This window comes from Pseudomonas sp. UBA3149 (assembly GCF_002364655.1).
GTDB lineage: Bacteria > Pseudomonadota > Gammaproteobacteria > Pseudomonadales > Pseudomonadaceae > Chryseomonas > Chryseomonas luteola.
In genome coordinates this window covers 64,754-91,048 of sequence record NZ_DEYV01000010.1, presented here as the reverse complement: position 1 = coordinate 91,048, position 26,295 = coordinate 64,754, and the positions used below count along the sequence as shown (strand labels likewise).

General features: G+C 56.7%; 27 protein-coding genes. 19 read left to right on the top strand and 8 right to left on the bottom strand.

Translation table 11 applies throughout. The features are described from left to right. Positions 1-12 precede the first annotated feature (12 nt). The 9 genes from B3729_RS06340 to B3729_RS06300 all read left to right on the top strand — a co-directional run bounded on the left by B3729_RS06340 (position 13) and on the right by B3729_RS06300 (position 8,374). Entirely contained in the window at positions 13-717 is a 705-nt protein-coding gene (locus B3729_RS06340; RefSeq protein ID WP_286787420.1) for a YggS family pyridoxal phosphate-dependent enzyme, read from the top strand. Positions 718-728: 11 nt separating this feature from the next. Then, positions 729-1,547, top strand: coding sequence for a pyrroline-5-carboxylate reductase (gene proC / locus B3729_RS06335; RefSeq protein WP_286787419.1), 819 nt, complete (start codon positions 729-731; stop codon positions 1,545-1,547). A gap of 9 nt (positions 1,548-1,556) precedes the next feature. Next, positions 1,557-2,189, top strand: coding sequence for a YggT family protein (locus B3729_RS06330; protein ID WP_286787418.1), 633 nt, complete (start codon positions 1,557-1,559; stop codon positions 2,187-2,189). Between the two features lie 158 nt (positions 2,190-2,347). Beyond that, positions 2,348-4,303, top strand: coding sequence for a dynamin family protein (locus B3729_RS06325; protein WP_286787417.1), 1,956 nt, complete (start codon positions 2,348-2,350; stop codon positions 4,301-4,303). A gap of 106 nt (positions 4,304-4,409) precedes the next feature. Beyond that, positions 4,410-5,549, top strand: coding sequence for a homoserine O-succinyltransferase MetX (gene metX, locus B3729_RS06320; protein ID WP_010795407.1), 1,140 nt, complete (start codon positions 4,410-4,412; stop codon positions 5,547-5,549). A 10-nt stretch (positions 5,550-5,559) separates the two neighbouring features. Beyond that, on the top strand, positions 5,560-6,159 hold the full coding sequence (gene metW / locus B3729_RS06315; RefSeq protein WP_010795408.1) for a methionine biosynthesis protein MetW: 600 nt from the start codon (positions 5,560-5,562) through the stop codon (positions 6,157-6,159). Between the two features lie 130 nt (positions 6,160-6,289). Next, positions 6,290-6,883, top strand: a complete 594-nt coding sequence (gene rdgB, locus B3729_RS06310; RefSeq protein WP_125887769.1) for an RdgB/HAM1 family non-canonical purine NTP pyrophosphatase — start codon at positions 6,290-6,292, stop codon at positions 6,881-6,883. Further along, positions 6,880-8,037: a radical SAM family heme chaperone HemW gene (hemW, locus tag B3729_RS06305; protein ID WP_286787416.1), complete on the top strand. Its 1,158-nt coding sequence runs from the start codon at positions 6,880-6,882 to the stop codon at positions 8,035-8,037. The genes rdgB and hemW overlap by 4 nt, the downstream gene beginning before the upstream one ends. A gap of 13 nt (positions 8,038-8,050) precedes the next feature. Then, positions 8,051-8,374, top strand: a complete 324-nt coding sequence (locus B3729_RS06300) for a DUF3392 family protein (RefSeq protein WP_122041877.1) — start codon at positions 8,051-8,053, stop codon at positions 8,372-8,374. A gap of 42 nt (positions 8,375-8,416) precedes the next feature. On the opposite strand, the gene trmB is transcribed toward B3729_RS06300, so the two are convergent. The 4 genes from trmB to B3729_RS06280 form a co-directional block, all read right to left on the bottom strand. Then, positions 8,417-9,088 (bottom strand): tRNA (guanosine(46)-N7)-methyltransferase TrmB, encoded by a 672-nt coding sequence (trmB, locus tag B3729_RS06295; protein ID WP_219653295.1) that lies wholly within the window; start codon positions 9,086-9,088, stop codon positions 8,417-8,419. Between the two features lie 113 nt (positions 9,089-9,201). Further along, complete coding sequence (locus B3729_RS06290; RefSeq protein ID WP_074824958.1) at positions 9,202-9,996, bottom strand: thiazole synthase; 795 nt, start codon at positions 9,994-9,996, stop codon at positions 9,202-9,204. A gap of 18 nt (positions 9,997-10,014) precedes the next feature. Continuing rightward, positions 10,015-10,215, bottom strand: a complete 201-nt coding sequence (gene thiS, locus B3729_RS06285; protein WP_010795414.1) for a sulfur carrier protein ThiS — start codon at positions 10,213-10,215, stop codon at positions 10,015-10,017. Between the two features lie 76 nt (positions 10,216-10,291). Next, positions 10,292-10,663, bottom strand: a complete 372-nt coding sequence (locus tag B3729_RS06280) for a DUF423 domain-containing protein (protein ID WP_286787415.1) — start codon at positions 10,661-10,663, stop codon at positions 10,292-10,294. 67 nt (positions 10,664-10,730) lie between these two features. Here B3729_RS06280 and mtgA point away from each other — a divergent pair, with 67 nt between their 5' ends. Next, positions 10,731-11,426 carry a monofunctional biosynthetic peptidoglycan transglycosylase gene (gene mtgA, locus B3729_RS06275; protein WP_286787414.1) on the top strand — a complete coding sequence of 232 codons (696 nt, stop codon included), beginning with the start codon at positions 10,731-10,733 and terminating at the stop codon, positions 11,424-11,426. 34 nt (positions 11,427-11,460) lie between these two features. Here mtgA and speA read toward each other — a convergent pair whose 3' ends face one another. The 4 genes from speA to B3729_RS06255 all read right to left on the bottom strand — a co-directional run bounded on the left by speA (position 11,461) and on the right by B3729_RS06255 (position 16,211). Continuing rightward, positions 11,461-13,374: an arginine decarboxylase gene (speA, locus tag B3729_RS06270; protein ID WP_010795417.1), complete on the bottom strand. Its 1,914-nt coding sequence runs from the start codon at positions 13,372-13,374 to the stop codon at positions 11,461-11,463. Positions 13,375-13,468: 94 nt separating this feature from the next. Next, on the bottom strand, positions 13,469-13,840 hold the full coding sequence (locus B3729_RS06265) for a translation initiation factor Sui1 (protein ID WP_010795418.1): 372 nt from the start codon (positions 13,838-13,840) through the stop codon (positions 13,469-13,471). Positions 13,841-14,028: 188 nt separating this feature from the next. Next, a complete protein-coding gene (locus tag B3729_RS06260; protein ID WP_019364332.1) occupies positions 14,029-15,018 on the bottom strand; it encodes an aldo/keto reductase in 990 nt (329 codons plus the stop codon). A 137-nt stretch (positions 15,019-15,155) separates the two neighbouring features. Then, positions 15,156-16,211 (bottom strand): DUF2333 family protein, encoded by a 1,056-nt coding sequence (locus B3729_RS06255; RefSeq protein WP_197870861.1) that lies wholly within the window; start codon positions 16,209-16,211, stop codon positions 15,156-15,158. Positions 16,212-16,419: 208 nt separating this feature from the next. Between B3729_RS06255 and B3729_RS06250 the strand changes: the two genes are divergently transcribed. From B3729_RS06250 to fis, 9 genes are all read left to right on the top strand, one after another. After that, positions 16,420-18,048 carry a response regulator gene (locus tag B3729_RS06250; RefSeq protein WP_286787413.1) on the top strand — a complete coding sequence of 543 codons (1,629 nt, stop codon included), beginning with the start codon at positions 16,420-16,422 and terminating at the stop codon, positions 18,046-18,048. 90 nt (positions 18,049-18,138) lie between these two features. Continuing rightward, positions 18,139-19,920 (top strand): protein-disulfide reductase DsbD, encoded by a 1,782-nt coding sequence (locus tag B3729_RS06245; protein ID WP_286787412.1) that lies wholly within the window; start codon positions 18,139-18,141, stop codon positions 19,918-19,920. A gap of 124 nt (positions 19,921-20,044) precedes the next feature. Beyond that, complete coding sequence (gene aroQ, locus B3729_RS06240) at positions 20,045-20,497, top strand: type II 3-dehydroquinate dehydratase (RefSeq protein WP_010795423.1); 453 nt, start codon at positions 20,045-20,047, stop codon at positions 20,495-20,497. 87 nt (positions 20,498-20,584) lie between these two features. Continuing rightward, complete coding sequence (gene accB / locus B3729_RS06235) at positions 20,585-21,040, top strand: acetyl-CoA carboxylase biotin carboxyl carrier protein (protein WP_010795424.1); 456 nt, start codon at positions 20,585-20,587, stop codon at positions 21,038-21,040. 16 nt (positions 21,041-21,056) lie between these two features. Beyond that, on the top strand, positions 21,057-22,403 hold the full coding sequence (gene accC, locus B3729_RS06230; RefSeq protein WP_019364327.1) for an acetyl-CoA carboxylase biotin carboxylase subunit: 1,347 nt from the start codon (positions 21,057-21,059) through the stop codon (positions 22,401-22,403). Between the two features lie 80 nt (positions 22,404-22,483). Continuing rightward, positions 22,484-23,359: a 50S ribosomal protein L11 methyltransferase gene (prmA, locus tag B3729_RS06225; RefSeq protein ID WP_286787411.1), complete on the top strand. Its 876-nt coding sequence runs from the start codon at positions 22,484-22,486 to the stop codon at positions 23,357-23,359. A 105-nt stretch (positions 23,360-23,464) separates the two neighbouring features. Continuing rightward, positions 23,465-24,742: a DUF3426 domain-containing protein gene (locus tag B3729_RS06220; RefSeq protein WP_286787410.1), complete on the top strand. Its 1,278-nt coding sequence runs from the start codon at positions 23,465-23,467 to the stop codon at positions 24,740-24,742. Positions 24,743-24,920: 178 nt separating this feature from the next. Further along, on the top strand, positions 24,921-25,916 hold the full coding sequence (gene dusB, locus B3729_RS06215; protein WP_286787409.1) for a tRNA dihydrouridine synthase DusB: 996 nt from the start codon (positions 24,921-24,923) through the stop codon (positions 25,914-25,916). Further along, positions 25,913-26,233: a DNA-binding transcriptional regulator Fis gene (fis, locus tag B3729_RS06210; protein WP_010795429.1), complete on the top strand. Its 321-nt coding sequence runs from the start codon at positions 25,913-25,915 to the stop codon at positions 26,231-26,233. The genes dusB and fis overlap by 4 nt, the downstream gene beginning before the upstream one ends. The last annotated feature ends 62 nt before the right edge of the window (positions 26,234-26,295 follow it).

The window sequence follows — 26,295 nt, the reverse complement described above, 5'->3', positions numbered from 1 at the left end:
GAACGAGGTTGAATGTCAACGATAGCTGAAAATATCGCAACAGTACGCACCCGTATCCAAGCCGCAGCGCAGGCTTGTGGTCGTGACCCTGAGACCGTTGGTCTACTTGCCGTCAGCAAGACCAAACCGGCATCGGATCTACGCGAAGCTTACAACTGCGGGTTACAACATTTTGGCGAGAACTACCTGCAAGAAGCGATCCAGAAGCAGGAGATGCTAAAAGATCTACCCTTGATCTGGCATTTCATCGGCCCGATTCAATCCAATAAGACACGCTCGATCGCTAGCCATTTCGATTGGGTGCATTCCGTTGATCGCCTGAAAATCGCCCAGCGGCTTTCCGAGCAACGCCCAAAGGACATGCTCCCGCTCAATATTTGCCTACAGGTCAATATCAGTGGTGAGGCCAGCAAGTCAGGATGTTTGCCAGAAGAACTGCCTGAGCTGGCCCGTGCCGTTGCTCAGCTGCCCAACCTCGTCTTACGTGGGCTGATGGCTATACCAGAAGCCGCTACGGAACCTGAGGCGCAGCATGCTGCCTTTTCATCCCTACGAAAACTCAGCGAGGCGCTGAACCTGAATCTTGATACCCTGTCCATGGGCATGAGCCACGACTTGGAAGCAGCGATTGCTGAGGGCGCGACCTGGGTTCGAATCGGTACAGCACTGTTTGGTGTCAGACATTACAGCGCAACCCCTTCGCCTGCTTCTCATTAAGGAATTTACCTATGAGCGATACCCGCATCGCCTTTATCGGCGCCGGAAATATGGCGGCCAGTCTGATTGGAGGTCTTCTCGCACAGGGACTGCCGGCCAGCTGCATTACTGCAAGCAATCCTGACGCTGCACAACGCTCAGCGCTTGAGTCTGACCATGGGATTCAGACATTCACGTCTAACCTTGAGGCTGCCCAACAGGCTGATGTAATTGTCCTGTCGGTCAAGCCACAGGTCATGAAAAGCGTCTGTGAGGAGCTCTCCAGCGCACTTAACGGCACTCAGCTGATCGTTTCTGTTGCAGCTGGAATCACCTGTGCCAGCCTGACTCAATGGCTAGGCGAGCGTGCCCTGGTGCGCTGCATGCCTAACACCCCGGCACTGCTTCGCCAGGGTGCCAGCGGCCTGTATGCCAACGAGCATGTGTCATCAACCCAGCGCGATCAGGCTGAGCAGTTACTGTCTGCCGTAGGCCTTACCGTCTGGGTAGAAGACGAAAAGCAACTGGATGCCGTAACGGCAGTATCAGGCAGCGGCCCAGCGTATTTCTTCCTGATGATGGAAGCCATGACCCAGGCCGGTGAAGCACTTGGCCTGGACAGGGAGACATCAGCACGGCTGACCCTGCAGACAGCCCTTGGCGCTGCCCAGATGGCCTTGAACAGCGAGGCGTCACCGGCCGAACTGCGCCGCCGCGTCACTTCACTTGGCGGCACTACCGAACAGGCCATCAAGACCTTTCAGGAGGGCGGCTTCGAAGCCCTCGTTCAACAAGCACTTTCAGCGGCTGCACGCCGCTCGGCCGAGCTGGCGGAAGAGCTCGGTAAATAAGGAGTAGTCATGTACGGATTGAATACCGCCCTGATTCTTATTCTGCAAACGCTTGGCAGTCTTTATCTGCTCATTGTTTTGCTGCGCTTCATTCTACAACTCGTGAAGGCAGATTTCTATAATCCCCTGAGTCAATTCATCGTCAAAGCCACACAACCCTTGCTGCGCCCGCTACGCAGAGTCATTCCAGGCTTTGGCGGCATCGATCTGGCATCGCTGGCGCTTGCGGTACTGGTACAGCTGGTTCTCATGGTTCTGCTGCTTCTCCTGACCAACGTTGAAGGCATAAACGGCCTCACCCTGATCACCATGCAATATGGCATCGGCGGAGCAATTGCCCATCTGTTCATCTGGTCGTTGATTGCCGTGGCGTCCCTGTTTCTCAAGGTCTTTTTCTTCGCCATGATCATCAGCGTGATTCTCTCCTGGGTCGCGCCGGGCAGTTACAACCCCAGTGCCCAGCTTGTAAACCAGATCTGCGAACCTGTGCTGGCGCCTTTCCGCCGCCTTCTGCCCAACCTGGGCGGGCTGGATATCTCGCCCATTTTCGCGTTCATTGCGATCAAATTGATCGACATGCTGATCATCAACAACCTGGCCATGATGTCAGGTATGCCGTCGGTCCTCGCACCGTTCCTGTAAGCGATGGCCCCATCTGTTCGGTGGGGCCTTTATCGTTAACCATTCACACACTTTGCGTGACCGCCTAGAGAATCCCGTCGGGTCTTGATTGACGCAAGACCCGCCTTACGGCACCGTACCGCCCTTTATTACGCTCATGATGATGACAGGGATGGGGTATGGAGCGTCTGTCTCAGCAAGTCGATGCCTACGCGACTTGGAAGCTTGAACTCATACAGCAGATCAATCGCTACAGCGGCTGGCTTGTTCGTAATCGCCTCAATTCGCAAAGCCTTGATGAAACCCTGGCACGCTGTGTTCAGATCCTGCGCGACGATCACATTACGCTAGCTTTCGCTGGTGAGTTTTCCCGTGGAAAAACCGAACTGATCAATGCCTTGTTCTTTGCCGACTACGGGCAGCGCATGCTGCCGTCCCAGGCTGGCAGAACAACCATGTGCCCTACCGAGCTCTTCTATGATATCAAGGCAGAAGCCCCGTATATTCGGCTTCTACCTATCGAATCACGGCTAGATGACCTCAGTATTGCAGATATGAGAAGCGATACGGCCCGTTGGCAACAGATTGCACTGGATTACGAACAGCCGGACCTCATGGCAGCTGCGCTCGGAAAGGTCGCCGAAACGCGCCTAGTGCCGGTTGAGCAGGCCATATCCCTTGGATTCGATGCCGAGCAGCTGGACAAGCCCAGCAAGGACGGGATGGTCGAAATCCCGACCTGGCGCCATGCGATCATCAACTTCGATCATCCCTTGCTGCGTCAGGGCCTGCGCATACTCGATACGCCAGGCCTCAACGCGCTTGGCAGTGAGCCTGAACTGACACTTTCGATGCTTCCAGCCGCTCAGGCCGTACTGTTTCTGCTCGCGGCCGATACGGGGGTTACAGCCTCCGACCTTCAGCTGTGGGAGCATCACATCAAGCCAACCAGTGACGACGCGGAAGGCTCGCTGTTTGCGGTACTCAACAAGATCGATACCCTCTGGGGCGACCTGAATGGTGACGAATCCGTCGATCAGTCCATCCAGCGCATTCGTGAGGTCAGCGCTCGTCATCTGGGCATTCCCATGACGGATGTACTGCCCTTGTCTGCCAAGCAGGCCTTGCTTGCCAAGGTACGCCATGACACAGCGCTGCTTGAGCGCAGCCAGCTGGCCGCCCTCGAACGCCTGCTCTGTGACCGTATCGTTGGACACAGAGAGCGTTTGCTACAAAGCCGAGTGGTCAATCAGGTGATTTCACTTCTGGCGAGCAGCTATGCGCTTCTGGGCGAACGCTTCGAGGATATGAAGCGGCAACATGCATTACTGGAAAATGCCGCTACCGGCTCGACGCTAGCAGAGCAGATAGAAAAAACACGTGAGGAGCATGCGCTTTATCACAAGCGGCTACTTAACCTGCGCACCACACAGCGGATGCTTCAGGGGCAGGCCGTCCTACTTAACGATGCCCTGAACCCGGCACGCCTTGAAAGGCACCTGACCGACGTACGCAATAACCTTGCAGGAAGCTGGACCACACTAGGCATCAGCGAAGCGATCCATCGCTTCTTCCAAAGCGTCGAACACGACATGTTATCCCTTTACTACGAGGGTGAACGTGCGAACAAGGTTCTTCAGTCGATTTACCAGCGTCACAACGAAGAAAATCCTGGCCATCGCCTGGATGCTCCCCGTTTGCGTGTCAAAGCGCAGATTCGTGCGCTTCGCCAGCTACAGCAAAAGTCGGACCGTTTCCGTCGTCAGATGAAAACGCTGTTTACTGAACAGCGTGTGCTGACTCGCCGGTTCTTTGCAACGCTGGTAAAGGAAGCGGTCTTCGTGCATGAGCAGGCCTGTCGGGAAGCCAAACGCTGGAACGAGGTTGCCCTGCTGCCTCTCATTCAGTTTACCCGCGAGCACAAGCAGTTGCTGGAATCCAATATGCTGGAGCTCAAGGCGCTGACCCAGCAGGCGCTGGATACCCAGCAACAGAAGAGTCGTCTGCAAACCTACTGCGAAACACTGGCAGGTCAGCTTGATGAGGCCAACGATATCTTGCGACAGTTGCGCCGCCCTGCTCCGGCCCAACGCCATGCCAAGGTCGTCGCTCTCCCCGGGGTAAGTGTCGCCTAGCCACATCGGGCCTTTATCCGATGCGGCAAGCACCCTGCTTGCAGGATGCTTGCCGCTTGCGATGGCGCTCTTTAGACTGGCGCCCTCTCACGTATAAGAGCCTTAAATGCCCAGCGTCATACCCCCTGATTCCGTAGGCCTGGTTACGCCTCAGGTCCTTCACTTCTCCGAGCCGCTCCCATTGGCTTGCGGCAGGTCTTTGGCCGAGTACGATCTGGTCATCGAGACGTATGGAGAGCTCAACGAAAACCGTAGCAATGCCGTGCTCATTTGCCATGCCCTGTCCGGCCATCACCATGCGGCGGGCTACCACAGCATGGAGGATCGCAAGCCGGGCTGGTGGGACAGCTGTATCGGTCCAGGAAAGCCCATCGATACCCGCCGGTTCTTTGTCGTCGCACTGAACAACCTGGGCGGCTGTAACGGATCAACAGGCCCAGGCAGCGCCAATCCTGCTACAGGAAAGCCCTACGGCGCCGACTTTCCTGTCATTACCGTGGAAGACTGGGTCAATAGCCAGGCACGTCTGGCTGATGCGCTAGGCATTCAACAATGGGCGGCCGTCGTAGGCGGCAGCATGGGAGGCATGCAGGCCCTGCAATGGACCATCAGCTACCCTGATCGTGTACGTCACTGCATGGCTATCGCCTCGGCGCCCAAACTGTCAGCTCAGAACATTGCGTTTAATGAAGTGGCACGCCAAGCCATTCTGACTGATGAAGAATTCCATGGCGGTCGCTTCTATGAGCAGAACGTCGTACCCAAGCGAGGACTGATGCTGGCCCGCATGGTAGGTCACATCACCTATCTGTCCGATGACGCAATGGGGCAGAAGTTTGGCCGCGAACTCAAGACAGACAAGTTGAACTACGACTTCCACAGTGTGGAATTTCAAGTCGAAAGCTACCTGCGCTATCAAGGCGAAGAGTTTTCAGGCCGCTTCGATGCCAATACCTACCTGCTGATGACCAAAGCGCTGGATTACTTTGATCCCGCCAGTGCACACGATGGTGATCTAGCCAGAACGTTTGCAGATGCAAAGGCTGATTTCTGCATCATGTCCTTTACGACAGACTGGCGCTTCTCACCGGCCCGCTCACGCGAGATCGTGGATGCCTTGATTGCAGCGAAAAAAAATGTCAGCTATCTCGACATCGACGCGCCACAAGGGCATGACGCTTTTCTTCTACCGATCCCCCGGTACCTGGAAGCCTTCGTTAGTTATATGAATCGCATTGCTGTATGAGGGCCTGAACGTGCGTGCCGATCTGGATATCATCAAAGACTGGATTCCCGCCGGTAGCCGGGTCCTTGACCTGGGATGTGGTAATGGCGAGCTGCTTGCCTATCTGCAGACAAACAAGCAGGTCACCGGCTATGGCCTTGAGATCAACGACGAAAACATCAAGCAGTGCATTCGCAGAGGTGTAAACGTCCTTGAGCAGGACTTGGATAAGGGGCTGGGGAATTTTGCCAGCAACAGCTTTGACATTGTTGTTATGAGCCAGGCCCTGCAAGCGGTACATTATCCTGATCGTATTCTCGAGGAAATGCTGCGCGTAGGCAGAGAATGCATCATTACCTTCCCGAATTTTGGTCACTGGCGCTGCCGCTGGTATCTGGCCCGTAACGGGCGAATGCCGGTATCGGAGTTCTTGCCTTATACCTGGTACAACACGCCGAACATCCACTTCTGTACGTTTGAGGATTTCGAGCGTCTGTGCCACGAACTCAAGGTCAAGGTGCTTGACCGGCTGGCCGTTGACCGTCAGCACCGCCACGGCATTGGTAGCCGCCTGTGGCCCAACCTCCTGGGCGAGATCGGTATTTATCGCGTGACGGGCCAGTCGTTGTAAGACAGGTTCGTCACACTGATTCAGATGACGTCATGACCCGCCATCTGAATCACGTACATCGACTTTCCAGATTTCATATCATGCGAGCAGGCATTCGCCTGTCTCCGCCTTAAACCAGAGATGACACGACATGATTCAATTGTCCGAGCTGGTGCTGGCCAGCCACAACGCCGGTAAGCTCAAAGAACTTCAAGCCATGCTGGGTGATGCCGTCAAGGTGCGCTCCGTCGGTGAATTCAGTCAGGTCGAACCGGAAGAGACTGGACTTTCCTTTATTGAAAACGCCATTCTCAAAGCGCGTAATGCAGCGCGTGTATCCGGCCTGCCCGCCCTGGCCGATGACTCCGGCCTTGCTGTCGACGCCCTGGGTGGCGCGCCCGGTATCTACTCGGCACGCTATGCAGAAGGACGCGGCGATGCCGCGAACAATGCAAAGCTGCTCAAGGCTCTTGAAAGCACTCCTGAAGCCGAGCGTGGCGCTCAGTTTGTCAGTGTGCTGGCCCTGGTTCGCCACGCTGATGACCCGCTTCCTATCGTTTGTGAAGGGATCTGGGAAGGGCGCATCCTCTTCGAAGCCCGAGGTGAGCATGGCTTTGGGTATGACCCTCTTTTCTGGGTGCCCGAGCGGGACTGCTCGAGCGCAGAGCTGGCACCTGAGGAAAAGAACCGTATCAGCCACCGTGCCCGTGCCATGGCTATTCTTCGTGAGCGGCTCGGACTTTGATTCGATCAGCCTCGTTCGAACTGCCGCCCCTGTCGGCCTATATCCATATTCCGTGGTGCGTGCGTAAATGTCCTTATTGCGACTTCAACTCGCATGCAGCAGGACCCGAGCTACCTGAAGAGGCATATGTCGATGCCTTGCTGGCAGACTTGGATGCGGACCTTGTCCATGTGCATGGCCGACCACTGACCTCCATCTTTTTTGGAGGTGGTACTCCCAGTCTGTTTTCAGCCAGGGCGCTGGGGCGCTTGCTTGAAGGCGTCGAACGCCGCGTTGCCTTTGTTTCCAATATCGAAATTACCCTTGAGGCTAACCCAGGGACATTCGAACAGGACAAGTTTGCCGCCTACCGGCAGCTCGGCATCAACCGGCTTTCAATTGGCATCCAGAGTTTTCAAGATGCCAAGTTAAAAGCCTTGGGCCGGATCCACGGGCAGGACGAAGCGGTTCGAGCCGCCGAAATGGCACGTCGGGCAGGGTTCGATAACTTCAATCTGGACCTCATGCACGGCCTGCCAGACCAGAGCGTTGCCGATGCGATGGCAGATCTTGAACAGGCGATTGCCCTCGCGCCTACGCATATTTCCTGGTATCAGCTCACCATGGAGCCCAATACCGTCTTTTGGAGCCAGCCGCCTGAGCTACCTGAAGACGATACCCTCTGGGATATTCAGGAAGCGGGACAGGCTCGACTTGCCGAAATGGGTTATCGGCAATACGAGACCTCGGCCTATGCCCAGCCTGGACGCCAGGCACGTCACAACCTGAATTACTGGACATTCGGTGACTTCCTTGGAATTGGCGCGGGCGCCCACGCCAAGCTGAGCGCACCTGATGGTCAGATTATTCGCACCTGGAAGACGCGCCTTCCCAAGGACTATCTGGATTCTGCCAAGCATTTCCAGGCCGGTGAGCGTGTACTGACGCCAGCAGAGCTGCCCTTTGAATTCATGATGAATGCCCTGCGCCTGGTAGAGGGCGTTTCAAGTGAGCAGTATACACAGCGAACCGGTCAGCCCTTGGAAAGCCTATCTGGGGCACTGGAAGCGCTACGCGGCAAAGGTCTGCTTGAGAAGGATTCGACCAGGTTGGCCCCTACGTCCCGAGGGCAGCTTTTTTTGAATGATGTGCTGCAGCATTTTCTGTCTGACTAAGGAGACATGACGCTTGGACTACCTACTTAGCCTTATTGCAGAGGCTTCTCGCTGGTGCCGCGGTCATCTGGCCGAGATCGCCCTGGCTCTGATTTCAACCCTGCTGGTAATGTTCGGCACTGAAATCAACAACTGGATGAAGCAGCGCCTGGGCAGTTTACCTACCTTTGTACGGGTTCCGGTTCTAGCTTCGGCTTCAGTAAGTCTTTACGGCGCGGCAACTACCCACCTGACCCCCTGGGTTGTGAAAGGCTTAGGACAGTTCAACAATTACAGCCTGGCACCCGCCTTGCTGGTCGGTGCTTGTCTGCTGGGTGTTCTAGCCGAGCGACGCTGAGATACGCAGAAAAAAGGCCTGACATCTGTCAGGCCTTTTTTATTATTCGGTACGCTCGAACTTCAAATCCCAGACACCGTGCCCAAGTCGCTCACCTCTACGCTCGAACTTAGTGATGGGTCGCTCTTCGGGACGCGGAACATAGCGCTCATCTGAAGCCTGATTCCGATACCCCGGCGCGACACTCATGACTTCCAGCATGTATTCCGCATAGGGCTCCCAGTCGGTTGCCATATGCAGCACCCCACCAACCTTGAGCTTGCTACGAATCAGCTCGGCAAACTCAGGCTGAACGATACGACGCTTATGGTGGCGGGCCTTGTGCCATGGGTCCGGGAAAAACAGTAGGACCCGATCCAGGCTTGCATCAGCCACGCACTGGCGAAGCACTTCCAAGGCATCGCAGCTATAGACACGCACATTGGACAATTGCTGTGTCAGAAGGCCGTTCAGCAACGCGCCGACCCCAGGACGGTGGACCTCAACACCAATGAAGTCCTGCTCCGGCGCTGCGGCTGCCATTTCCAGTAGAGAGTGTCCCATACCAAAGCCGATTTCAAAGGTACGAGGCGCTTGGCGACCAAACACAGCGTCGAAATCCTGTAGCCCCGCATCCAGGTCGAGACCGAAGCGGGGCCAGCCTTGGTCAAGCCCCTTTTTTTGACCTTCCGTCATACGTCCCGCACGCATGACAAAACTTTTGATGGTACGCATTGGGCGTGCGGGTGCGTTATCGAATTCCTGATCGCTCATGGCTATTCACAAAGACAGCACGACCCGGCCTGAAGGCCGGGTCGTTAAGGTTAAGGTGGAATGAAACGTCGTGATCAGCTGATCAGACCTTCCAGAGGTGACGAGGCGGAGGCATATAGCTTGCGTGGCATGCGACCTGCCAGATAAGCCATGCGCCCTGCCAGGATGGCGTGCTTCATGGCTTCGCCCATCAGGACAGGATCCTTGGCGTGGGCAATGGCGGTGTTCATCAGGACGGCATCACATCCCAGCTCCATTGCAATGGTGGCATCCGAAGCAGTACCTACACCGGCATCGACCAGAACCGGCACCTTGGCCTCTTCCAGAATGATGCGCAGGTTGTACGGATTGCAGATACCCAGACCGGAACCGATCAGACCGGCCAGCGGCATAACCGCAATACAGCCAATCTCCGCCAACTGACGGGCAATGATAGGGTCATCACTGGTATACACCATGACATCGAACCCATCCTTTACCAAGGTTTCGGCGGCCTTCAAGGTTTCGATGACGTTTGGGAACAACGTTTTCTGATCCGCCAGTACCTCAAGCTTGACCAGTGAGTGCCCATCAAGAAGCTCGCGCGCCAGACGGCAGGTACGCACAGCTTCAACAGCGTCATAGCAGCCAGCCGTATTGGGCAGAATGGTATAGCGATCCGGTGGAATAACGTCCAACAGATTAGGCTCACCGGGATTCTGACCGATGTTGGTCCGGCGAACCGCAACGGTCACGATTTCGGCTCCCGACGCCTCGATGGCCAGACGGGTTTCTTCCAGGTCCTTGTATTTACCGGTGCCCACCAGCAGACGCGACTGGTAAGTGCGTCCGGCCAGGGTAAGCGGTGTATCTTGACGATTGCTGTTCATGGCAGATTCTCCGGCGGTCTAGCCGCCACCAATAGCATGAACCACTTCCAGCTGATCGCCGTCCACAAGCGTGGTATCGGCGTGCTGGCTGCGGGGTACGATATCGAGGTTTCGTTCCACGGCTACCCGTTTTCCGGTCAGTTCAAGCCGGACGAGCAAGTCCGCCACGGTGGCACCGTCAGGAAGTTCGAAAGATTCGCCGTTCAATTGAATGCGCATGGCAGAAGCGGTCTGAAATGTATGAAGGGCTGCATTCTAGCCCCTTCTGCCACGATGACCAACGTTGTATCGTCATCTAGGCCAGACGCCAGGCCACCAATCCAAGACAAACCCACCCTGCCAGGAAGGCGAGCCCGCCAAAAGGCGTGACGATGCCCAGCTTGCTGATACCGGACAATGTCAGAATATAAAGGCTGCCAGAGAACAGAATAATCCCTATGGCGAAGAAGGCGCCGGCCAAGCTAACCAAACGCCCCTGCAGATGCGTAGCCAGCAGGGCAACGCCCAGCAATGCCAGGGCATGTATGAGCTGATATAACACGCCGGTCTGGAATACAGCCAGGTGCTCCGGCGACAGTCGCCCTTTCAAACCATGGGCGGCGAATGCACCAAGGCCGACGCCAGTAAAGCCAAACACGGCGGCCAGCATGAGAAACGTACGAAGCATGGATAACTCCCAGACAGAATCGAAGCGATCGTTATAATGGACCGCTCATAACTAAAGACCAAGTCGCATGGTGCGCTCTCTTCTACGCCGTCTATTTCGCTACATACTCATCTCCATGGCTGCGAGCGTACTGCTCGTGTTGCTCTTTCGCTGGGTGCCCCCACCCGGCTCGATGGTCATGGTCGAACGAAAGATAGAATCCTGGATCGATGGCAAGCCCATCGATCTGCAGCGGGAATGGCGGCCATGGCGTGAACTACCAGACAACCTGAAGATGTCGGTGGTGGCAGGAGAGGATCAACACTTTAGTGAGCACTGGGGCTTCGACATGGACGCCATTCGTCAGGCCTTCAGCCATAACGAAGCCGGTGGCTCCCTACGTGGAGCTAGCACGATCAGTCAGCAGGTTGCCAAGAATCTATTTCTCTGGACGGGCCGTAGCTGGGTACGTAAAGGCCTGGAAGCCTGGTTTACCGTGCTGATTGAAACCCTTTGGCCCAAACAGCGCATCCTGGAGGTTTACCTCAACAGCGTTGAATGGGATTCTGGCGTCTTCGGCGCTGAAGCCGCTGCGCAGCACCATTTCGGTATTGGCGCACCGTACCTGTCGGATCGACAGGCCAGCCTGCTGGCTGCCATTCTGCCCAACCCTAGGGAATGGAGTCCAAGTCATCCTAGCGCTTACGTCAGCCGTCGTGCCAACTGGATACGGGAGCAGGTCCGGCAGTTGGGCGGTAGTGACTACCTGTTGCACATGAAATAAAAAAGGCCCTGGTAATAACCAGGGCCTTTTTTGATCAACCTGCGAGATAGGACGAGCGGGTCAATCCCAGACGCAAGGCATCCAGATACTGCGTACGCTCGCGTGCAGTCAGCTTTGCCCCGGCTACCTTGTCGCGGTAGTAGGTCATCAGCTCCTCTGGCGAGAGGTGCACATAGCGAAGCATGTCTTCAATGGTGTCATGAGTCTCGATGCCACCATGACGCACAGTGCCATCCGCATCCTGATAGACGTTGACCGAGTCCGTATCGCCAAACAGGTTATGCATATCGCCCAGGATTTCCTGATAGGCACCTACCAGGAATACACCCAACATGTAATCTTCATTCGGACGCACATCGTGAACCGGCAAACTGGTCTCGATACTCTGCTCATCTACGTAATGGTTGATTTTGCCGTCCGAGTCACAGGTCAGATCCTGTAACACCGCGCGGCGCATCGGCTCTTCATCCAGACGCGTCAGCGGTACGATAGGCAGGATCTGCCCTATCGCCCAGGTATCCGGCAAGCTCTGGAAAACCGAGAAATTGCAGATGTACTTGTCGGCCAACTTGTCGTTCAGTTCGTCCAGCACCTGGCGATGCGAACGCTGGCGTGCCTTGAGCTGATTGTAGAGTCGACGGCAGATCGCAAAGTAGCATTGCTCTGCAAGCGCCTTGTCACTCAGGCTCAGGCGACCTGACGCATACTGCGCAGAGGCTTCGCTCACGTACTGGGTTGCACGCCAGTACGTCTCGGTCACCATTTCCGGATCGGTATCACCCAGCAGCTCAACCAGCCACTGCACGACTTCAGGCTTGTCGGAGAAATTCTCGATATCAGGCATGGCGTCGTTGTTGCGCTCGACATCGGTTACCTGCATGACCAGCACGGCATGGTGCGCAGTCATGGCACGGCCACTTTCCGAGAAGATGTTTGGATGTGGAAGGCCCTGACGATCGCAGAACTCCTTGAGCATCCCTACGACCGTCGCGGCATAGTCATCCATGTCGTAATTGATGGAACTGGCGTTACGCGAGTGCGTACCGTCGTAGTCCACACCCAGGCCACCGCCCACATCGACATGATCGACCGGCAATCCAAGCGCGCGCAGTTCGGCGTAATACCGAATGGCCTCACGGAAACCCTGACGATAATCAGCCAGATTGGCAATCTGCGAACCCATATGGAAATGCAGCAGGCGAACCCCCTGCTCGAGTCCTGCCTTGCGGAAACGCTCGATCACGGACAGCAACTGTGCCGCCGACAGGCCAAACTTGGACTTTTCGCCCCCGGTATCGGCCCATTTGCTGGAAGCCAGCGATGACAGGCGAACGCGGAGACCTACCTGCGGAGTCACCTTGAGATCGGCCGCCTCTTCAATCACCAGCGGGACTTCGGACTCCTTCTCGATCACGATGAAGACGTTGTGACCAAGCTTGAGCCCCATCAGGGCCAGGCGTATGAATTCGCGATCCTTGTAACCGTTGCAAACGATGGTGCCCCCCTTGGGCGCCAGCGCCAGCACAGCCATCAGCTCAGGTTTGGAGCCAGCCTCGAGCCCGATCGACACATTACGCGTGGCAATAATGTTCTCAACGACCGCTTCCTGCTGATTGACCTTGATCGGATACAGGGCCGTGTACTGACCACCATATTCCATTCGCTCGATATTGGCATCGAACGCACCGGTCAGTGCCCGCACGCGACCTTGCAGAATGTCAGGGAAGCGCACCAATAGAGGCAGCGAAAGACCCGCCTCGCACAGTTGCCCCACCAGTAGATGAAGGTCGATGGGCTCTCCATCGGGACCATGAGGACGGACTTCGACATTGCCGATGTCATTGATAGCGAAGTAGCCAGCGCCCCAGTGGCGAATGCCGTACACACTACGGCTATCGGCTACGGTCCATTGGCTGCCGTCATCTTTGCGCGTACGTCGTGGGGACATCCGCCAGATTCTCCTGTTGAAAGGTAATAAGGTGTTGACCGCAGATCGCTGCGGTAAGTTTGGATAGATATGGCCTGAACGTGGAACCGTTCGTTTAACCGCCGGACTTCTTGGCTTTGAAACCGCGTTTGGTCAGCTCGTCAATCAGCAGGTCGACATGATCGCCCTGAATCTCGATGACGCCATCCTTCAACGCACCACCAGTACCGCACCGCCGCTTCAGTGTGCTCGCCAATTCTTTCAATTCATCGGCCGTCACAGGCACACCACTGACCGTGGTCACGGTCTTGCCGCCACGACCTTTGGTTTCGCGGCGAACACGTGCAATACCGTCTCCAGCCTGCACGGGGGCCTGCTTACAGAGGCAGTCAGCGAGAGGTTTGTTACAAGCCGGGCAATGACGACCACTATCGGTGGAATACACCAGGCCGCCGAGACCGGCAAAGGAAGAGGCTTTCTTGACCACCGGGCATTCCTCACAGGGTCAGGATAGCGACAGGCTGGAGAACCAACCAAGAGCGCCCCACTCTGGCAGGGGCTGCGCATCAAAAGGTCGCGCAATTTACCAGCATTGAACGCAAATGCTAAGTACAAATTTGCGTCAATGCTGGATATTTTCATGACAGGCTCACAGAAAACCTGCTGCTGGGCTCATTACCCTTTTCGTGTGGGTGGCGCCATGAATTCCGGCCCTACCGGATCAGTCACATGTCGGGTCAGAATTTTATCGATTTCGTCTAGCTCCTCTTGGCTCAGGGACCAGCCGAATGCCTCGTCTACTCCCTCGATCTGCTCGGGCTTTCGTGCACCCCACAGCGCAATCGTTGGGCCCTTATCAAGAATCCAGCGGATAGCCAGCGCCAAGACCGTCTTGTCATGGCGAGCACGGGCGTAATCCTCCAACGCGGCCACTGCTGCAAGGTACTGCTCAAAACGCGGTGACTGAAACTTTGGATCGACCTTGCGCAAATCGTCCCCATCAAACCGTGTCGAGGGTGACATTTTACCGGCTAGCAGGCCGCGGCACAGTGCCCCGTAAGCCAACACCGCCAGCCCGTGATCCTTGGCATAAGGCAGTACGTCCTTTTCGATATCGCGCTCGAACAAGTTATAGGGAGGCTGTACCGCTGCCAGAGGGGCTACATCGCGAAAGGCATCCATCTGCTCAGGCGAGAAGTTGCTGACGCCCAGGGCCAGCACTTTTCCTTCCTGGCGCAGCTTTTCCAACTCGCGGGCAGTCTCGTCAATGGGTGTCAAGGGGTCTGGCCAATGTACCTGGTAAAGGTCGATGTGATCGGTCTTAAGGCGACGCAGAGAATCTTCGATTTCCTGACGGATACGGGCCGGAGTAGCGTTACGGAATGGGCCGTCATCATTCCAGTCCAGTGCGACCTTGGTAGCAATCACTGCTTTATCGCGTATTCCTTCCAGCGCCTTGCCCACGATCTCTTCGGAATTGCCGAAACCGTAGACGGGCGCAGTATCAATTAGATTGATACCACGCTCTACTGCACTGCGGATCGTGGCGATGGCCTTGGATTCATCACTACCGCCCCACATCCAGCCGCCAATCGCCCAGGTACCCAGGGCGATGCGGCTGACGGGACGGGATATACCTTGAATAGTCAATGTTTCAACTGACATGAGACCTCCTGTATGGCTCAGGGGTGGATAGGCTGATAACGCCTGATAAGCGCAAGACATGCGTATGGAGAGGTATTGAACAGGCCGTTCAATGAAAGTTGCCTGGCTGCAGCGCAACACTGCAGCCAGGCGAGGTATCAACCCTGCTCCATCAGCTGGCGCAAGTCGATAATTGCCGCATTAGCGCGGGAGATATAGTTAGCTATCACCAGAGAATGGTTAGCCAGAACACCGAAGCCACTGCCATTGAGAATCATCGGGCTCCAGACCGGCTGCTGAGCGGCCTCCAGCTCACGAATGATTTCGCGCACGTTTACCGTTGCGTTCTTCTTGGCCAGCACATCGGCAAAATCTACTTCGATGGCGCGCAGGATATGAGACAGCGCCCAGGCCTGCCCGCGTGCCTCGTAGAAAACGTTATCTATCTGAAGCCAGGGCGTCTTGACGATACGCTCGTGAACTTCAGGCACCTGTCCGGGGAGCAGATCCTGATTGGGATTGATGTCAGCATCCAGACGAGAACGGCCCACACTGGCGGAGAGCCGTTGTGACAGCGACCCCAGGCGAGTCTCTACGTCGCCCAGCCAGTTACGCAGGTTATCGGCACGCGCGTAAAAGAGCGCACGCTGCTGCTCCTGCCCACCCAGACGCGCCAAGTAAAGGTCAAGGGAGCGAATACCCGCACGATATTCAGACTCCGAAGACGGCATCGCCCAGCTACGGTTGTCAAAGTTGAAGTGTGGCTCGGCCTTGGCCAAATCAACATCTTCCGTTGACTGAGACTGAGAGCGGGCAAAGTCCTTACGCAGCGCACGGGAAAGATCACGTACCTGCACCAGGACGCCGTACTCCCAGGAAGGCATGTTGTCGAGCCAGAGACCAGGAGGCGCAACATCGTTGGACAGATAGCCGCCTGGCTTGTCGAGCAAAGTGCCCGCCACCATCTTGAGTGTCTCTACCGTGGTATAGCCCAGGGCCAGTTTGCGTTGAGCGACAGACGCCGCTTCCTGGGCATGCTGCTGAACAGGAAAGCGGTCCGGCTCGCGGCTCCAGTACCAACCCAGGATAAACATCACGAGCAGATAAAGGCCGATGATGATAGCCACGGCGCGCAGCCAGGGGCGGCCGCCAACAGCCGAAGCGCCGTCTGTCCGCCGCCTCCAACTGCTTGTACGATTCTTCCAGTCCAGCATGATGTTATTCCTTATAGTCGACTCCAGCGTTCGACCACGTCTATGACAAGGGGTTGCCGATTAAGTACGTTCGGTAGTGTACATAAGCCGTTCAGCTCTTGGTCCTAATGTTGCTCGATCCTGAGCCGATGACCTAGCAAGGCGATGCTGGTAGGCTTTAGTGATGGCCTATCGCCACCGATCTTTACTCAGGACGAGCCGGACTACCATGAGCGAGCATGACGATCCTTCACTGGACCGTATCAAGAACCATTTTGCCCAAAGGGTCATCACCCAGGCCAGACATGTTCTGGAAATCTGGCAACGCCTGCATCGTGTGGAGTGGAGTACGGCAAGCCTGGAAGAGCTGACCGAGGCCAACAATCGCCTCCTGCGCTATGCCCAGCGATTCGATCAGCAGGAGCACAGCCAGCTGGCAGAACGGATTGCTGGCTGTCTTTTGGCCGTCGAGGCCAACCGGGGACGCCTGACCAGTACAACGATTTCAGAACTGAGCCAGCTCATGCAAAGCTTGTCTCGCACTGGCTTACGCCATGGCGATCAGCTGGAAAGCACCAACCTTCCCCCGTTGCGCAAGCCTATTTATATTGCCTTGCAGGATCGGGAGCGCTCTGAGCGCCTGGCCCTGCAAATGGAGTACTTTGGCGTCACGATTCATATCTTCGAAGACGCAGTCACATTCCGCCAGGCTATTTCCGAGCGCCACCCGGCAGTGCTCATTATGGAAGTCGATTTCAACGGCCCGGGCGCGGGTCTTCAGCTGACAGCCGAAATCCAGGCGAACCTGACTATCAAGCTGCCAGTGCTGTTCTTCAGTCATGAAGAAGCCGACACCGCCATGCGTCTGGCAGCCGTACGCGCGGGTGGCCACGAGTTCTATACCGGCACCCTGGATGCCTCGCACCTGCTTGAAAAGGTCGAAACGCTGACCCGCGTCGCCTATTACGACCCGATCCGCGCCCTGATCGTCGACGACTCGCGCGCCCAAGCGATGCATACGGAGATGTCTTTAAACAGTGCCGGCATCGTGACTCGCACCCTGCTCAACCCGACTGCCGTGATGCCGCATCTTGCCGAGTTCAACCCGGACCTGATCATTCTGGACATGTATATGCCGGAGTGCATGGGGACGGAGCTGGCCAAGGTCATCCGTCAGCATGAGCGCTACGTAAGCGTCCCGATTATCTACCTTTCGGCTGAAGGTGATCTGGACAAGCAGCTGGATGCCATGAGCGAAGGCGGCGATGATTTTTTGACCAAGCCGATCAAACCCCGCCACTTGATCGCCACCGTGCGTACACGCGCCGCCAGGGCACGTAACCTCAAAGCGCGCATCGTTCAGGACAGTCTGACAGGTCTGTATAACCATACCCACATTTTGCAGCTCCTGGAGGACGCGAGTTTTCTGGCTCGCCGACGCAGCAAAAGCCTGTCGTTTGTCATGCTCGATATCGATCACTTCAAAAAAGTGAACGATCAATATGGCCATCCTATGAGGGATCGCGTCATCAAGAGCCTGGCCCTGTTTCTGAAACAGCGCCTGCGCAAGACCGATCATATCGGCCGTTACGGTGGCGAGGAATTCGCCGTGGTGCTGCAGGACACCGATAGCCAGAATGCCCTGCGACTGATCGATGAAATCCGCAAACGGTTTTCAGAAATTTGCTATCCAGCCCAGCAGGAAAGCCTCTTCTGCACGTTCAGCGCAGGGGTTGCACAGCTGCAGCCCGACCAGGACATCAAGAGCCTGGCTAGGCAGGCTGATGAGGCGCTTTATCAGGCCAAGCGCAGTGGGCGTAACCGCGTGGAAATCTATCAGCCCCAGCCGTCAGCCTGACAATCCATCACGCATATGGAGACAATTCCTGAGGGCTAGCGGCGAACGCTTTCGGTATCATGGCCGGGAGTTTCACCTGCCGAGAGTGTCATGCGCCGCCTGTTATTTCTGCTTTTGCTGATTATCGCCCCGCCCGTCTCTGCCGGCCTGTTTGACGGTAACCGTCCTGCATCGACTCTTGGCGCTTCAAGTAACGCCAGCGACTTTCTACCTGTTGACCAGGCGTTCCGGCTGGAGCAGCTCGAATCCACTCCTGATAAACAGGTGCTGCGTTTCATTATTGCAGACGGCTATTACCTGTATCGGCATCGCTTTCAATTCAGCACACAACCAGAGGGCCTGACACAGGACATTGTCTTACCGGCTGGAGAACCCAAGTATGATGAGTGGTTCGGCGATGTACAGGTTTATCATCATGTAGTGGATATCGAGGTCCCGCTGGCCCAGGCAGGAGCATCCGGACAGCTGTCCATTACCTACCAGGGCTGCGCGGACAAGGGGCTGTGTTACCCGCCGGAAACCAAGCAGATCGCATTGGGTGATGCCTCTGCCTTACCCGCTACCGTGCCCTCTTCAACGACAATAGAAACCGCATGGCACTGGCGTGACATGCTCCTGTTTTTCCTGGCAGGCCTGGGATTGACCTTTACCCCTTGCGTACTGCCCATGCTGCCTATCATGTCTTCAGTCCTGCTTCACGGTCGGGACAGAAGCTCTCATACCGCAGGCCGCGGGTTATTTCTTTCTCTAGTGTATGTCGTACACATGGCAGGGTGCTTTGCCCTCCTGGGCTCGCTGATGGGGCTTTTTGGCGCAAGCCTCAATCTGCAGGCGCGTCTGCAGTCGGCCTGGGTGCTCGTTCCCTTTGCTGCATTCTTCGTAGCCTTTGCACTGGCCATGTTTGGACTGTTCGAGCTTCGCCTGCCCGCCTTTATCCGAAACCCAGTCGACCGCCTGGCCAGTGGCGCGAAGGGCGGCTCCGTACTAGGTGCAGCCACGCTGGGCGTTCTTTCCAGCCTGTTGGTATCGCCGTGTGTCTCGGCGCCACTGGCGGGTGCATTGCTCTACATCAGCAGCAGTGGTGATGCGTTAGGCGGTGGACTCAAGCTGTTTGCTCTGGGCTTGGGGATGGGTACTCCACTTATTCTTTTTGCTACAGGCGGTGGGGCTCTCCTACCCAAATCCGGTGCCTGGATGGTGGGTGTACGAAACGCCTTTGGCGTTCTGCTCCTCGGAGTAGCCGTCTGGATGCTGGAACGCTTGCTGCCCGGCCCTGTGGCATTGGCCCTATGGGGCTTGCTGGCCGGCGGAACCGGGCTGTTCCTTGGAGCCTTAGAGTTGACACCCAAGACTCCCCGTCAAAAGCTGGCTCAGCTTTTGGGACTGGCCTTGCTGGTCTATGCCGTAGCGGCATGGATTGGTGCGCTGCAAGGCCGCTCAGATCCGCTTCGCCCGCTCACAGTGACCTCATCTCCTGCCACCCTGTCTAGCAGTACCAGCGCCTCGAATTGGCAGACGGTCAGTACGCCCGCCGAACTGGATGCTGCCTTGAAGGCCGCAAAGGATGCGGGGCAACCCCTTCTGCTCGACTGGTATGCCGACTGGTGCATCAGCTGCAAGGTAATCGAGCGTGAAGTGTTCAACGATCCTGCCATCATGGCCCGGCTGACTGCCTTTCGTCTGATACGCTTCGACATTACGGCCAGCAACGCACAACAGCGTGCTCTTCTGGATCGTTACCACCTCTTTGGCCCGCCCGCGATCCAGTTTTTTGATCGCAAGGGACAGGAAGCCCAAGACCTGAGGGTCATTGGTGAAATCGGCGCAGATGCGTTTGCCAAACACCTCGAACGCGCTCAAAAAACCTTATAACCCCCAATTAGATAAAATTTCGCCCAACGTGCTGGCATTTACAGCAAACATCGGGCGACTGGACAGTCAGCGAGCAATGCGGCATAGTCCGCGGCCATCGCTTTGCCTGTTGAAGGATGTCGTCATGGCTACGCTGCTGGTCCTGCATGGACCCAACCTGAATCTGCTGGGCACCCGCGAGCCGGGCGTCTACGGCGCGGTCACGCTGGATGAAATCAACCAGGATCTCAAGTGTCGCGCGGAAGCGGCCGGACATACACTGGACTATTTCCAGAGCAATGCCGAGCACCAACTGATCGAACGAATCCATGCCGCTCGTCATGAAGGCGTGGATTTTATTGTGATCAATCCTGCTGCCTTCACTCACACCAGCGTTGCGCTACGTGACGCATTGCTGGCTGTGAGCATCCCATTCATCGAGGTGCATCTTTCAAACGTGCACAAGCGAGAACCCTTTCGTCATCACTCCTACTTTTCAGACGTTGCCGTAGGGGTGATCTGCGGTCTCGGTGCCAGCGGTTATCGCATGGCGCTTGACGCTGCAATCGAAATGACAGGCAAGGCACAGAACGCCTAGCCGCTGCATAACCGGGCATTGAATCGACACCTCGATGTGCCCGACAAAAACTTAAACGTAACAGACCTTAGGGGAGTGCCAACGTTAATGGACATTCGTAAAGTCAAGAAGCTGATCGAACTGCTGGAAGAATCCGGAATCGACGAACTGGAGATCCGTGAAGGCGAAGAATCCGTTCGCATCAGCCGTCAGAGTCAGCGTGCTGTACAGACTGCTGTCTACGCTGCTCCGCCCGTCGCTGCCCCGGCTGCTGCACCCGCTCCGGTTGCTGCCCCGGCTGCCGAAGCACCCGCTGCGCAACAACTGACAGGCAATGTGGTTCGCTCACCCATGGTAGGCACTTTCTATCGCGCCTCCTCTCCTACCTCTGCGCCCTTCGCCGAAGTGGGCCAAGCCGTGAAGAAAGGCGACATCGTCTGCATCGTCGAAGCCATGAAAATGATGAACCACATCGAAGCCGAAACCAGCGGTACCATCGGCGCTGTCCTGGTCGAAAACGGCCAGCCGGTTGAGTTTGACCAGCCGCTGTTCACCATTGTCTGATCGACAGGAGTCCGCGATGCTGGAAAAAGTCCTGATCGCCAACCGCGGGGAAATTGCCCTGCGTGTGGTTCGTGCCTGCAAGGAGTTGGGCATCAAGACGGTGGCCGTACACTCCACCGCTGATCGTGAGTTGATGCACTTGTCCCTGGCCGACGAATCGGTCTGCATCGGCCCCGCCCCGTCTCCTCAGTCTTACCTGAACATCCCGGCCATCATCAGCGCAGCTGAGGTTACCGGCGCCACCGCTATTCACCCTGGCTACGGCTTCCTGGCAGAAAATGCCGACTTTGCCGAACAGGTCGAGCGCTCCGGCTTTACCTTTGTCGGTCCGACCGCAGACGTGATCCGCCTCATGGGCGACAAGGTCTCCGCGAAGGATGCGATGAAAAAGGCAGGCGTACCCACGGTTCCCGGCTCCGATGGCGCGATGCCAACCGACGAAGCCGAGTGCCTGCGTATTGCACGCGAAGTGGGCTACCCCGTCATCATCAAGGCGGCTGGCGGCGGCGGTGGCCGTGGCATGCGCGTGGTTTACGAAGAGTCCGAGCTGATCAAGTCCATCAGCATGACTCAGACCGAAGCAGGCGCTGCGTTTGGCAACTCTACGGTTTATTTGGAAAAGTTTCTAGGCAACCCGCGTCACGTGGAAGTTCAGGTTCTGTCCGATGGCCAGGGCAATGCCGTTCACCTGTTCGACCGCGACTGCTCGCTGCAACGTCGTCACCAGAAAGTCATTGAAGAAGCACCTGCCCCGCAGATCGACGAAAAGGCACGTGCCGAAGTACTCGCCCGCTGCGTTCAGGCCTGCGTTGAGATCGGTTACCGTGGTGCCGGTACGTTCGAGTTCCTCTATGAGGACGGCCGTTTCTACTTCATCGAAATGAACACGCGCGTTCAGGTGGAGCACCCGGTTACCGAGATGATTACCGGTGTTGACATCGTCAAGGAGATGCTGAGCATCGCTGCTGGCAACAAGCTGTCGATCAAACAGGAAGACATCAAAATCACCGGGCACGCCATCGAGTGCCGGATCAACGCGGAAGACCCCAAGACCTTCATGCCCTCGCCTGGCCTGGTCAAGCACTTCCACGCGCCGGGCGGCAATGGCGTACGGGTCGATTCGCACCTGTACAGCGGTTACAAGGTTCCGCCGAACTACGACTCGCTGATCGCCAAGCTGATCACCTGGGGACGTGACCGTGACGAGGCGATGGCCCGCATGCGTAACGCGCTGGATGAACTGATTGTCGATGGCATCAAAACCAATGCTGACCTGCATCGCATGCTTACGCGCGATGAAGCCTTTGGCAAAGGCGGTGTGAACATCCATTATCTGGAGAAGAAGCTAGGCTTGAAACACTGATAGCCTTGCTTGAAGCCCGGGCCGCACATGCGGCCCGTTGCTTTTTAAACTACCCATTTACGTATTTGAAAGGTTTCGCCATGCCGTGGCTGCAAGTCCGACTCGCCATTACCCCTGATCAGGCAGAGCCCTATGAAGACGCCCTGCTCGGCCTGGGTGCTGTTTCCGTGACATTCATGGATGCAGAAGACCAGCCCATTTTCGAGCCGGACCTGGGCACAACGCCTCTTTGGAGCAAGACGCATCTGCTGGCCCTATTCGAGTCGGATATCGATGAGCAGGACCTGGCGAAACACCTGACACTTATTGCAGGCACCGACGCTGATTTTCATATCGAGCATATCGAGGATCAGGACTGGGAACGCAGCTGGATGGATAACTTCCACCCCATGCGCTTTGGCCAGCGCCTATGGATCGTACCCAGCTGGCATGAAGCGCCCGAGCCGGGTGCAGTCAACCTGCATCTGGATCCCGGGCTTGCTTTCGGTACGGGGACGCACCCCACCACTGCACTGTGCCTCGAATGGCTGGATGGACAGCCACTTGAAGGCTATCAGGTTATCGATTTTGGCTGCGGCTCGGGCATTCTGGCCATCGCGGCACTGCTGCTGGGCGCAACGCGTGCCGTAGGAACGGATATCGACGTACAGGCGCTTGAAGCCTCTCGCGACAATGCCAATCGAAACGGCATTGACCCAGCCCGCTTCCCGGTCTACCTGCCAGCCGACATGCCGGACGAACCGGCTGATGTCGTTGTTGCCAATATCCTGGCCGGCCCGCTTGTAAGCCTCGCGCCACAATTGAGCCGCCTGGTAAAATCGGGCGGCCGACTGGCCTTGTCTGGCATTCTGGCGGAGCAGGCGGAAGAGGTACGCGCCGCTTACAGTGCCGATTTCGAGCTGGACCCTACGGCCGAGCGCGAAGGCTGGATCAGAATTACGGGCATAAAACGCTAAGATGAACGACGCGCGGCAAAAAGTGGCTTCAACGAGCCACTTTTCAGCCTTGAGCGTTAGAGTAAACTAGTCGGCTTTTCCGCAGGACCAGACCAGATCGCCATAATGACTGAAACCTACGTCACTCAATGCCCGCATTGCAGTACTCGCTTTCGAGTCAAGCAGGAGCATTTGGCGATTGCCCAAGGCAACGTGCGTTGCGGCGCCTGCCTTGAAATCTTCGATGCCACTCAGCATCTCGAAGGATTGCCGACACCGCTCAAGCCCGTCATCGAGTCGACAGCCGTCGTCATTCAGCCTGCGCCCCCTATGGCTCAGTCACCTTCGACGCAGCCCCAGTCTATCAGCCATGTTTCAGATGCTGCCGAAGCAGTGCCCAAGCACCCTTCGGACACTCTATTGATCCATGATGACCTGGATCTGGACGGGCTTGACCTGGATGAAGAGCTGGCCAAGCTGGACGCCATGGAGTCGGCGCAACGCCTTCCTCCCCTGCCAACATTTGGGCAGCAGAAACCCGCCTCGAAAACTATACCGGTTTATGATGAAAGCTGGGCTGAGGCCCTGCTGCGCGAGGAAAGTGCAGAATCTGACAACGAGCAGCGCCAGGAACCGACTTTAACGCTCGACACCATCGAGGAAGATCATGCTCATGAAGAGCCCTCGCTAGGGCTACATGCCTCGCATGAGGCAGACGAGCCCGAGCTTGAATCATCCCTGAGGGCTGACGAGAAGGACAATCACGATCAGCCGATCGAAGCGGCCGAACCTCATATGGGCGACACGGCGCCCTCTGACCAGGAAGCCACGCCTGTACGTGCCGAGCCCGCTCTGCGTAACGACACATTGCTCGACCTTCATGACGAGCCATTGCAGCTCGACTGGCAACCGCCGAAGAAGCAGTGGGCCAAGCGGCTCGGCTGGGTGCTGTTGAATCTGGTTGCCCTGTTTGGTCTGTTTGCTCAGTACGTTGGCTTTCATTTCGACGAGCTGGCGCGTCAAGACCAGTATCGTCCCTGGTTTGTTCAGTTCTGCGCGTGGGCGGACTGCAAGGTTCCGTCCAAGGTCGATGTAAAACAGATCCGTAGCAGCAACCTGGTTGTACGCAGTCACCCAGAATTTTCAGGCGCGCTACAGGTCGATGCGATCCTGTATAACCGGGCAACGTTCTCACAGCCCTTCCCGCTTCTGGAACTGCGCTTTGCCGACCTGAATGGGCAGCTCATTGCCAGCCGTCGGTTCAAGCCGTGGGAATACCTGGGCGGCGAATTGAAAGGACAGACCGAGATGCCACCGCAGACACCTATCCATATCTCGCTGGACATTCTTGATCCAGGCAGCCGAGCTGTAAATTACAGCCTCAGCTTTCATTCGCCCGAGTAAAAAACACTCCAATATGGCAAAGGTGTCCGGGCCAGGCTGAACTGTTCAGTTTTTGTTCAATTCAGCCTTTATCCGGACACGGCGAGCGGGTATCATTGCCGACCCTTTTCCAGTACACCCGTACCTCCAAAGCGCCTGCAGTTGCTATTGGATAAGGTAATTTCGGCCAGGGAAACTCATGTCGATGGTACGCATCGGCCCATATACATTGCCCAACCCACTGATCCTCGCGCCAATGGCCGGGGTGACTGATCGCCCATTCCGCCAGCTGTGTCGTCAGCTTGGTGCAGGTCTGGTCGTATCGGAAATGGTAACTAGCGACGTTCGTCTGTATAACAGCCGCAAGTCACGGCTACGCCTGATTCACGACGGCGAGGCCGAGCCGCGTTCGGTACAGATTGCCGGCGGCGATCCAGCCATGCTGGCTGAAGCGGCACAGCGCAATGTCGAGCTGGGTGCACAGATCATCGACATCAATATGGGTTGTCCGGCTAAAAAGGTCTGCAACAAGGCAGCCGGTTCGGCGCTGATGAAAGATGAAGCGCTGGTAGCCGATATCCTGAATGCCGTCGTAGCCGCCGTTGACGTGCCCGTCACGCTCAAGATCCGTACAGGTTGGGACCGTGAACACCGCAATGGCGTGACGATTGCCCGCATTGCAGAGCAGGCCGGTATTGCGGCACTCTCCGTGCACGGACGGACGCGGGCCGATCTGTATACCGGGACAGCGGAATACGACACCATCGCTGAAATCAAGCAGGCGGTTTCCATTCCGATTTTTGCCAACGGTGACATCGACTCGCCGGAAAAGGCTCGCTACGTGCTGGACCATACCGGTGCCGATGCCCTGTTGATTGGCCGTGCGGCGCAAGGGAGACCCTGGATCTTCCGAGAGATCGATCATTACCTATGTACAGGCCAGCATCTGCCGGCACCGACCCTTGGCGAAGTGGAACAGATCCTGCTGGGCCATTTGTCCGAGTTGCATGGTTTCTACGGCCCCGAAATGGGCGTACGGATCGCTCGCAAGCACGTAGGCTGGTATCTTTCAGCTCTTCCTGGCGCCCAGGACTTTCGCGCTCAGTTCAACCGTCTCCAAGATATGGACGCACAACACGCCAGCATTTGCGCCTTTTTCGCGCAGTGCCCATCTGATGGGAAGGAAGTGGCATGACTTCGTTGACCGATAACTCTATGACTGGAATCACGCCTGTGAGCGACAATGCCAATCTGAAGCAGCACCTGACGGCACCGCTGCAGGAAGGCCAGACCCTGCGAGACAGCGTTGAAAAGGCGCTTCGCAACTATTTCGCTCACCTGGACGGCCAGCCGGTTACCGATGTCTACAACATGGTGTTGTGTGAAGTCGAAGCCCCCTTGCTGGAAAGCGTAATGAATTACGTCAAGGGCAACCAGACCAAGGCGTCTGAGATGCTCGGCTTGAATCGCGGCACCCTGCGCAAAAAGCTCAAGCAATACGATCTGCTCTGATTCTCATGATGTCCAGAGCCGGTCGAGCAAGGTCCGGTTCTGGACAGCCCTTCCTCTCGCCT